This window comes from Saccharomonospora iraqiensis subsp. iraqiensis (genome assembly GCF_000430445.1).
Lineage (GTDB): Bacteria > Actinomycetota > Actinomycetes > Mycobacteriales > Pseudonocardiaceae > Saccharomonospora > Saccharomonospora iraqiensis.
The window spans coordinates 25,707-30,798 of sequence record NZ_KE387058.1 but is presented as its reverse complement, the minus strand read 5'-3'; the positions used below and the strand labels follow the sequence as shown (position 1 = coordinate 30,798).

Genomic DNA, 5,092 nt, shown 5'->3' with positions numbered 1-5,092 from the left:
CGCTGGCACACCTGCGGCGCGAGCGGGACTCCGGTGCCCTGACCACCGACGAGGCCGTGGCCCGGGCGCCACTGCCCCCACCGGTGGCCGAGGCCGCGCTGCGGTGAGACCGGGCCGTCCGCCCCGCCGTGGCACTCAGTCGAAGTTCAGCTCACCGGTGCGGGTGCGCTTGAGCTCGAAGAAGTCCGGGTAGCTCGCCATCATGTAGGCGCCGTCGAACATCCGCACGGCGTCCTCTCCCCGGGGGACGGAGTTGAGCACGGGGCCGAAGAAGGCGACGCCGTCGATGTGGATGGTCGGGGTCCCCACGTCCATCCCCACCGGGTCCATCCCCTCGTGGTGACTCGCGCGCAACTCCGCGTCGTACTCGGTGGACCCGGCCGCCGCCAGCAGCTCCGCCGGGGCGCCCACCTCGTCGAGTGCGTCCTTGAGCACCACGTCGACGTCCTTGACGTCCTGGTTGTGATAGCGCGTGCCGAAGGCGGTGTAGTAGTCCCGCAGGACCTGTTCCCCGCTGTGCCGGGCCAGTGCCACCGCCACCCGCACGGGTGCCCACGCCTGTGCCATCAGGTCGCGGTACTCGTCGGGCAGGTCCTGCCCCTCGTTGAGCACCGCGAGGCTCATCACCCGGAACCGGAGGTCGATGTCGCGGTGCCGCTCCACCTCGAGGATCCACCGGGAGGTGATCCACGCGAACGGGCACATCGGGTCGAAGTAGAAGTCGACGCGGGGGCGGGTGTCCTGTCCTGCTTCGGGCATGCTCGCTCCTGGTTGCCGGTGGCGACCTTCGGTCGCGCCACGCACGGCCTCCGGCCGCGGTTGCCGATTGCGACGTCCGGTCGCGGGTAGTCACTGACGTGCAACAGCGCCGGCGCCCCGGTTGTTCCCGTCGCCGAGCGCCGCGGCGCATGATTGGATCACCATCACACGCACCGCCCGTCCACGCCGGGACGGGCCCGTGCCGACCGAGACGAAACCGACGACCAGCACAGAGGTGCCAGTGCCCGCCCCGAATCTCACCCGCGAGCAAGCCCGGCAGCGCGCCGACCTTCTCGAGGTCGAGTCCTACGACATCGAACTCGACCTCACCGACGGCCGGGGCCGACCCGGCGAGCGGACCTTCGACTCCACGACGACGATCCGGTTCGCCGCCACGCGGCCGGGTGAGAAGTCGTGGGTGGACGTCGTGGCCGAGGATGTCCACTCGGCCGTGCTCAACGGCCGGGAACTCGACGTCTCCGACTATGTCGAGGACACCGGGATCATCCTGCCGGACCTGGCCGCGTCGAACGCGCTCGTCGTCCGTGCCGACTGCCGGTACATGAACACGGGTGAGGGCCTGCACCGGTTCATCGACCCGGTCGACGACGGCGTGTACCTCTACACCCAGTTCGAGACGGCCGACGCCAAGCGCATGTTCGCCTGCTTCGACCAGCCGGACCTCAAGGCCGTCCACCGGCTCACCGTGCTCGCCCCCCGGGACTGGACGATCGTGTCGAACGCCCTCGTGGAGTCCACCGAGGACACCCCGGAGGGGGCCGTGCGCACGGTGTTCGCCCCTTCCGAACGGATCTCGACCTACCTGGTCGCGCTGATCGCCGGGCCGTACGCCGAGTGGCGGGACACCTACAGCGACGCTCACCGCACCATTCCGCTCGGCCTGTACTGCCGTGCCTCGCTGGCCGAATACATGGACGCCGACCGGCTGTTCACCGAGACGAAGCAGGGGTTCGGCTTCTACCACGCCAACTTCGGGGTGCCGTACCCGTTCCAGAAGTACGACCAGTTGTTCGTCCCCGAGTTCAACGCCGGGGCGATGGAGAACGCGGGCGCGGTCACGTTCCTGGAGGACTACGTCTTCCGCAGCCGCGTCACCCGGTACGCCTACGAGCGCCGTGCCGAGACACTGCTGCACGAGATGGCGCACATGTGGTTCGGCGACCTGGTGACCATGCGGTGGTGGGACGACCTGTGGCTGAACGAGTCGTTCGCCACCTTCGCCAGTGTGCTCGCGCAGGCCGAGGCCACCGAGTACACGGGGGCCTGGACCAGCTTCGCCAACATCGAGAAGTCCTGGGCCTACCGGCAGGACCAGCTGCCCTCCACGCACCCGATCGCCGCCGACATCGTGGACCTGCACGCGGTCGAGGTGAACTTCGACGGCATCACCTACGCCAAGGGCGCGAGCGTGCTCAAACAGCTCGTGGCCTACGTGGGGCTGGAGAACTTCCTCTCCGGGCTGAAGGTCTACTTCGACCGGCACGCCTGGGACAACGCCACGCTGGCCGACCTGCTCACCGCCCTGGAGGAGGCCTCCGGACGGGATCTGTCCTGGTGGAGCTCGCAGTGGCTGGAGACCACCGGGCTGAACAGCCTGCGCCCCCGGTTCGAGGTGGATTCGGCGGGTCGCTACTCGGCCTTCGCCGTCCTGCAGGGCGGCGCGAGACCCGGTGCGGGCGAGCTGCGCACGCACCGGGTCGCCGTCGGGGTCTACGACGACGACGGCTCCGGCAAGCTCGTGCGCACCCACCGCGTCGAGCTCGACGTGGACGGCGAGCGCACGGAGGTGCACGACCTCGTCGGTGTGCCCGCGGGCAGCCTGGTGCTGGTCAACGACGACGACCTCACCTACTGCACGATGCGGCTGGACAGTGACTCGCTGGTCACCCTGGTGGACCGGATCGCCGACGTCACCGAGCCGCTGCCGCGGACGTTGTGCTGGTCGGCGGCGTGGGAGATGACCCGCGAGGCCGAGCTGAAGGCCCGCGACTTCGTCACCCTCGTCCAGCGCGGCATCGCGGCCGAGACGGAGGTCGGCGTGGTGCAGCGGCTGCTGCTGCAGGCCCAGACCGCGCTGAACTCCTACGCCGACCCGGAGTGGGCCCGCGAGCACGGCTGGCCCGGCTTCACCGCGCGACTGCTGGAGCTGGCCCGCTCGGCCGAGCCGGGCTCGGACCACCAGCTCGCGTTCGTCAACTCGCTGACCGGATCGGTCCTCGAACCGGCGCTGCTGGACGTCCTGGCGGGCTGGCTGGACGGTTCCGCACCGCTACCCGGACTGACGGTGGACACCGACCTGCGGTGGCGGTTGCTGCACGCACTGGTCGCCCACGGCCGTGCCGGGGACGCCGAGATCGACGCCGAACGGGAACGGGACGACACCGCGGCCGGACGCCGGCACGCGGAGCGGGCCCGGGCGCTGCGGCCCGACCCGGAGGCGAAGGCCGCCGCCTGGAACCGGGCGGTTTACGACGACGAGTCCCCCAACGCGGTGAACGAGGCGATCATCGCCGGGTTCTCCCACCCGGCGCAGAAGCACCTGCTCACCGACTACACCGCGAGCTACTTCGCCGTGCTCGACGAGGTGTGGGCACGGCGCTCCAGCGAGCGGGCGCAGCCCACGGTGGTGGGGCTGTACCCGTCCTGGGAGGTGTCGCGGGACGGCATCGCGGCGGCCGACGCCTGGCTGGAGGAGGCGCACCCCGCGGCCCTGCGCCGCCTGGTCACCGAGGGCCGGGCGGGCGTGGTCCGCGCCCTGGCCGCCCGCGAGTTCGACCAGAGCTGACCGACCCGGCCACCCGACAGGGTGAACCGTGAAGGACCCCTTCCCTGCCCTGAACGCCGTGAAGGCCCCCTTCGCTGCCTCGAACGCAGGGAAGGGGGCCTTCACGGCACAACGGTGGGGTCAGCGGCGGGGTGGTGGGCCCGCCTGGTCGGCCATCATGCGCAGGCCACCGATCAGGCCGGCGAGGAGGTCGCCTTCCTTGAAGGAGGCGGTCATGCTCATGACGGCCAGTTTGCAGCCGCGGTCGGAGAGCCGGGGCACGGCGTCGGCCCCGGTGACGACCTCGACCACGCGCTCACCGGGGGACACGGCGATGAGCACCGCGTTGTCCCCCGCCGCACCGAGGGAGTCGTGCAGCTGCTCGGCACCCGCCCGGCTGTCCTCGCCGAGTTCACCGAGATAGATGCTGAAGTCCAGTTCGGTCTCGCGGCTGGCCAGGGTCAACGCCTCGTCCAACCGGGCGAGCTGCGCCGTGCTGAATGGTCCGGACGGAGTACTGGGCTCGTACATCTGCGCCACGGACACTCGGCCACTCGCGGTGACCGCGGCGCCGGGCTCGCGGGACGTGCCTTCCAGTCCCGTCGACCCGGGCAGCCGCGCCGCCACCGGGTCGCGGGTCGACTCACCAGTTGCCACGGGCACCTCCGCGCGCTGTCGACGGGGCCGATCTCCCGGCCTCCGTGTGCCGTTCACCGGCACCTTCCGGGTTGGCCGCCCACCACACCGGTGGGTAATCCCAGTGCTGTCCCGGCCGGTACCTGGGCCTGCTCGCGAACTTGGACCGCAGCGTCACCAGTGCGAAGAAGGCATAGATCGCCACCGGTATCGCCACGAAGACCAGGGTCGTCTCGAGGATGCTCACCCGCCGCAGGGTAGCCGACCGAGTCCGGGCACGCCGCACCAGTCGGGTGAAACCGTACGTCCGGCAGGCGACGCTCCGGCCCCTTCTCCCCCGCTTGCCACGGCGGCCCTCCCACGTTGAGGCGAAAGCATTCTCGCGAAAGGTTGCAATTCAACGTACGTGCGGGCGCACGGAACGCAACGGTCTTGTTCCCCCCGGGGAGACCTCGTAGTTTTCACCTGGACGGACCTTGCGCCGTTCCCACTTCTGGAGAAGATCACACAGCCGTTACGGGAGGACTCGTCATGCCCGGCACTCTGACCTCCGATTCGCCCACGCGCACCGTTGTTTCGTTTCCGGGGGACATCCCTTCGGCCACCGGAACGCGCGTCACGCGGGGTACGCGCGTCACCTGCGGTACCCGGGTGACCGCGGGAACCCGTGTGACGCGCGGTACACGGGTCACACGGGGCACGAGGGTGACGGCGGGCACGCGGGTCACCCGTGGCACCCGGGTGACGGCGGGAACGCGGGTCACCCGCGGCACCCGGGTCACCCGCGGCACCCGGGTGACGGCGGGCACCCGCGTCACCCGAGGCACCCGCGTCACCCGGGGAACCCGGGTCACCGTCTGACCGAGCCGCACGATCGCCCGGGTCCGCGCCGACGACGTTGGCGCGGACCCG

The 5,092-nt window shown here is 70.7% G+C and carries 4 protein-coding genes; 1 reads left to right on the top strand and 3 read right to left on the bottom strand.

Features of this window, described 5'->3' with window-relative positions:
- Positions 1 to 135: 135 nt before the first annotated feature.
- On the bottom strand, positions 136 to 759 hold the full coding sequence (locus tag ACTIR_RS0104945) for a mycothiol-dependent nitroreductase Rv2466c family protein (RefSeq protein ID WP_026453448.1): 624 nt from the start codon (positions 757 to 759) through the stop codon (positions 136 to 138).
- 241 nt (positions 760 to 1,000) lie between these two features.
- Here ACTIR_RS0104945 and pepN point away from each other — a divergent pair, with 241 nt between their 5' ends.
- Positions 1,001 to 3,565 (top strand): aminopeptidase N, encoded by a 2,565-nt coding sequence (gene pepN / locus ACTIR_RS0104940; RefSeq protein ID WP_026453447.1) that lies wholly within the window; start codon positions 1,001 to 1,003, stop codon positions 3,563 to 3,565.
- Between the two features lie 120 nt (positions 3,566 to 3,685).
- Here pepN and ACTIR_RS0104935 read toward each other — a convergent pair whose 3' ends face one another.
- Together ACTIR_RS0104935 and ctaJ are read right to left on the bottom strand one after the other, a co-directional pair.
- Positions 3,686 to 4,201, bottom strand: coding sequence for a DUF5130 family protein (locus tag ACTIR_RS0104935; RefSeq protein WP_026453446.1), 516 nt, complete (start codon positions 4,199 to 4,201; stop codon positions 3,686 to 3,688).
- Positions 4,188 to 4,427: an aa3-type cytochrome oxidase subunit CtaJ gene (ctaJ, locus tag ACTIR_RS0104930; RefSeq protein WP_026453445.1), complete on the bottom strand. Its 240-nt coding sequence runs from the start codon at positions 4,425 to 4,427 to the stop codon at positions 4,188 to 4,190. The genes ACTIR_RS0104935 and ctaJ overlap by 14 nt, the downstream gene beginning before the upstream one ends.
- Positions 4,428 to 5,092: the final 665 nt, after the last annotated feature.

Coding starts and splice junctions, on each gene's coding strand:
- ACTIR_RS0104945 (WP_026453448.1), bottom strand. CDS start 759: ATGCCCGAAGCAGGACAGGACACCCGCCCCCGCGTCGACTTCTACTTC.